We start from the raw sequence: 3,888 nt of genomic DNA, 5'->3' as shown, positions 1-3,888 counted from the left end.
CGTGCTCGGCGAGAAGCCGTACGCCGGTCGGAAGCGGTGCTCCGGCAAGAGGCCGTGCCCGGCAACAAGCAGGTTCACATCCCGGTCTTCACCCCGCTGTTCCGAGGTCGAGGCCCTCGGCAACCTTGTGCCAGCCCCGGTGCGGCCCTCCGGTTCCGGTTTCCGGCCCGTCCGCCGCTCCTGGAGCCGGCCTCCGGCCCCGTCCGCTTCTCGTGGATTCCGGCCCGCCCGGGTGTCCGCCGACCCCGGTGAAGCGCTTCGACTGATCCTGTCACAACCGTTGACGTTGTCGTGTCCACTCCATAATTTGTCGGCAAGCGCTTTCTTGAACGATTCAATCTACCGAGGCAGGGGTGCGGCCTGTCCGGGATGGGGTGTGTCATGAGGTCTTGGCGAAATGCCCGGGGAATGCGTGCGGCAGGCGTGTCCGTGGTGGTGCTGGGGCTTCTCGCCACCGGCTGCGGGGGCGACGGCGGAGCGGGAGCCGGCGGCAAGGTGGAGATCCGCTACTCCTGGTGGGGTGGTCAGGAGCGGGCCACCCTGATCAACAAGACGATCGCCCTGTTCGAGAAGAAGCACCCGGACATCGAGGTGAAGACCGACTTCCAGGACTACGAGAACTTCTGGAAGAAGTTCAACACGCAGGCGTCCGCCGGCAACGCCCCCGACGTCTTCCAGAACTCCGTGGCCTTCCTGCGCAAGTACGACGACAAGCGGGTGCTGCTCGACCTCAGTGCGCAGGTCGAGGCCGGGAACCTCAGCATGGAGCACTTCCGGGCCGGGCTGGAGAAGGCGGGCGAGGTGGACGGCAAGCTCGTCGGCGTCCCGGTCGGCGGCAACACCTTCGCCCTGATCTACAACCCCGCCGAGTACAAGAAGATAGGGGTCACCCCCGCCGAGGGATGGACCTGGGACGAGTACGAGGCGGCCACCGAGAAGATCAGCAAGGGCGGTCTGCCCGGGGACAGCGGCGGCGGCGGGATCATGTACCTCTATGACCTGGTCCTGCGTCAGCACGACAAGGCGTTCTTCACCGAGGACGCGAAACTCGGCTTCACCGAGGCCGACCTCAAGGACTGGTGGAACAAGAACTACGCCCGTACGAAGGCCGGCGTCCTGACCGACCCGAAGAAGATCGAGCAGGCCAAGCCCACCTCGGGGCTGTCGAAGGACCTCTCCGCCGGCGAGTTCACCTGGGACAACTTCCTGGTCCGCTACACCTCCGAGACCAAGACCCCGCTCGCCATCGCGCCCGTACCCACGACCGACGGCAAGCGCACCGGACAGTACATCTCCTCGCTGATGCTCAGCGGCTCCGCCCGCACCAAGCACCCCAAGGAGGTGGCCACCTTCATCGACTTCATGGTCCACGACCCCGAGGTCGGCAAGATCATGGGCTACGACCGGGGTGTCCTCGCCACCGAGGAGCAGTTCGACGCCTACGAGCCCACCGGCGTCTCCGCTCAGATCGCCGAATACGAGAAGCAGATCGCCGACAACGTCGAGCCGATCACCCCGCATCCGGCGGGCGCCGACATCGTCGAAGCCGCCTTCCTGCGCATCGGCGCCGACGTGTTCCTCGGCAAGACCTCGGTGGACGACGGTACGAAGCAGTTCTTCTCCGAGGCGAAGACCGCACTGGGCTCCTGAGGGGAACGGCGATGACCGACATCCAGGCGGCCCCCGCGCCGTCACCGCCGGACGGGCGCACCGCTCCCCGGAAGGCCCCCGCGACCCCCGCGCGACGGCGGGCCCGCGGGGAGAACCTCGCCGGCTACCTGTTCATGTCCCCGTGGATCATCGGCTTCCTGCTGCTGACCGCGGGGCCCATGCTCGCCTCGCTCTACCTGGCGTTCACCGACTACAACCTCTTCGACAGCCCCCGCTTCGTCGGGTTCGAGAACTTCACCGAGATGTTCTCGGACCCCCGCTGGCGCAAGTCGGTCGAGGTCACCACCTCGTACGTCCTGGTGGGCACCCCGCTGAAACTGGCGGCGGCGCTCGCGGTCGCCCTGCTGCTCAACAAGGAGCGGCGCGGCCAGGGCTTCTACCGGGCCGCGTTCTACGCGCCTTCGCTCGTCGGCGCGAGCGTCTCCGTCGCCATCGTGTGGCGCGCGCTCTTCTCCGACGACGCCGTCGTGGACCGTTCGCTCCAGGTCTTCGGGGTGCACGTCGGCGGCTGGATCGGCGACCCGGACATGGTGATCTACGCCCTGGTGGCGCTCACCGTCTGGCAGTTCGGTGCCCCGATGGTCATCTTCCTGGCCGGTCTCCAGCAGGTGCCGCGCGAGCTGTACGAGGCGGCTCAGATGGACAGCGCCGGCGCCTGGCGGCGGTTTCGCTCCATCACCCTGCCGATGATCTCCCCGGTTCTCTTCTTCAACCTGCTGCTGGAGACCATCCACTCCTTCCAGATCTTCGCCTCGGCGTACGTCGTCACCAACAGCAAGTGCGGTCCGGCCGACGCCGGGCTCGTCTACACCTGCTACCTGTACGAACAGGGCTGGACCAACCTCCGGATGGGCTACGCCTCCGCCATGGCCTGGATGCTGCTCGTCTCGGTCGGCCTGGTCACGGCCGTGCTGTTCTGGTCCCAGCGGCGCTGGGTCCACTACGAGGAGGACGTCCGATGAGCGCGCTCATCCACCCGGCGCGGCGCCGCTCGGCGCGCTCGGTGCTCTGGCACGTCGGCGCGCTGGTGGTCCTCGCGCTCGTGCTCTACCCGCTGTTCTGGGTGATCGGCAGCTCGCTGAAACCCAACGAGGACATCGTCGGCGGACTCGAACTCTTCCCCACTCAGCCGGTGTTCGACCACTACCAAAAGCTGATGGACGGCATCGCCGACATCCCCGTGTCGACCTTCTTCGTCAACTCCCTGGTACTGGCGTTCGGTTCGGTGGCCGGAGTGCTCTTCTCCTGCTCGCTCGCCGCGTACGCCTTCGCCCGGATCGACTTCCGGGGCCGCAACCTGCTCTTCTCGCTGATGATCGGCACCCTCCTGCTGCCGTACCACGTACTGATCATTCCGCAGTACGTGCTCTTCCAGAAGATGGAACTCATCAACACCTACGTGCCGTTGCTGCTGGGGAAATACCTGGCGACCGACGCGTTCTTCGTCTTCCTGATGATGCAGTTCATGCGGAACCTGCCCCGCGAACTCGACGAGGCGGCCAGGCTCGACGGCTGCGGGCACCCCCGGATCTACTGGCACATCATGCTGCCGCTCTGCCGGCCCGCCCTCATCACCAGCTCGATCTTCACCTTCATCTGGTCCTGGAACGACTTCCTCGGCCCGCTCCTCTACCTCAACGAGCCGGACAAGTACCCCGTCTCCATGGGGCTGAAGATGTTCATCGACCAGGACAGCGCGGCGGACTACGGCGGAATGGTCGCCATGTCGGTCCTTGCCCTGCTGCCCGTACTCGCCTTCTTCCTCGCCTTCCAGCGGTACCTGGTCGAAGGCGCGGCCACCTCCGGGCTGAAGGGCTGACCGGGCCATGAGCGCACCCGCCGCCACCCGAGTCCGCGCGCACACCCGGCCCGCCGCCGTGCGCCGCCGCACCGAGCGGCTCGCCCGCTTCGCCCTCTTCGCCGAATGCCTGCTCACCGGGGTCTGGATCACCCTTGCCGCCCTGCCCCTGGTCACCCTCGTGCCGGCCTTCGCGGCGGGCTGCGCCCACCTGCGGCGGCAGACCGAGGACAGGCGTGGCGGGCTCCGGGAATTCACCGGCGATCTGCGGGAGGCGGTACGCACCGGGCTGCTGGTCACCCCGCTGACGGGGGCGGCCCTCGGCCTGCTCGCCCTCGATCTGCGGATCGCCCGGTCGGGGCTGCTGCCCGGCGGCCGCCTCCTCGTGGCGGTCAGCACCCTCGGCGCCCTCGCCCTGG

Annotated in this window: 3 protein-coding genes and 1 pseudogene; all 4 read left to right on the top strand. The window is 67.6% G+C overall.

What is annotated here, in order from left to right:
* The first annotated feature begins 408 nt into the window (after positions 1 to 408).
* The gene (locus ACWD3D_RS34430; protein ID WP_451464627.1) at positions 409 to 1,650 is read left to right on the top strand and encodes an ABC transporter substrate-binding protein; all 1,242 of its coding nucleotides are present in this window, start codon (positions 409 to 411) and stop codon (positions 1,648 to 1,650) included.
* A gap of 11 nt (positions 1,651 to 1,661) precedes the next feature.
* On the top strand, positions 1,662 to 2,633 hold the full coding sequence (locus ACWD3D_RS34425; protein ID WP_451464626.1) for a carbohydrate ABC transporter permease: 972 nt from the start codon (positions 1,662 to 1,664) through the stop codon (positions 2,631 to 2,633).
* A complete protein-coding gene (locus ACWD3D_RS34420) occupies positions 2,630 to 3,490 on the top strand; it encodes a carbohydrate ABC transporter permease (protein WP_451464625.1) in 861 nt (286 codons plus the stop codon). Before ACWD3D_RS34425 ends, ACWD3D_RS34420 begins: the two co-directional genes overlap by 4 nt.
* A gap of 7 nt (positions 3,491 to 3,497) precedes the next feature.
* A pseudogene (locus ACWD3D_RS34415) lies at positions 3,498 to 3,888 on the top strand (hypothetical protein); the annotation flags it as partial.

Source organism: Streptomyces sp. NPDC002690 (assembly GCF_053592415.1).
The sequence above is the reverse complement of the archived record's forward strand: the minus strand, read 5'-3'. Positions and strand labels throughout refer to the sequence as shown.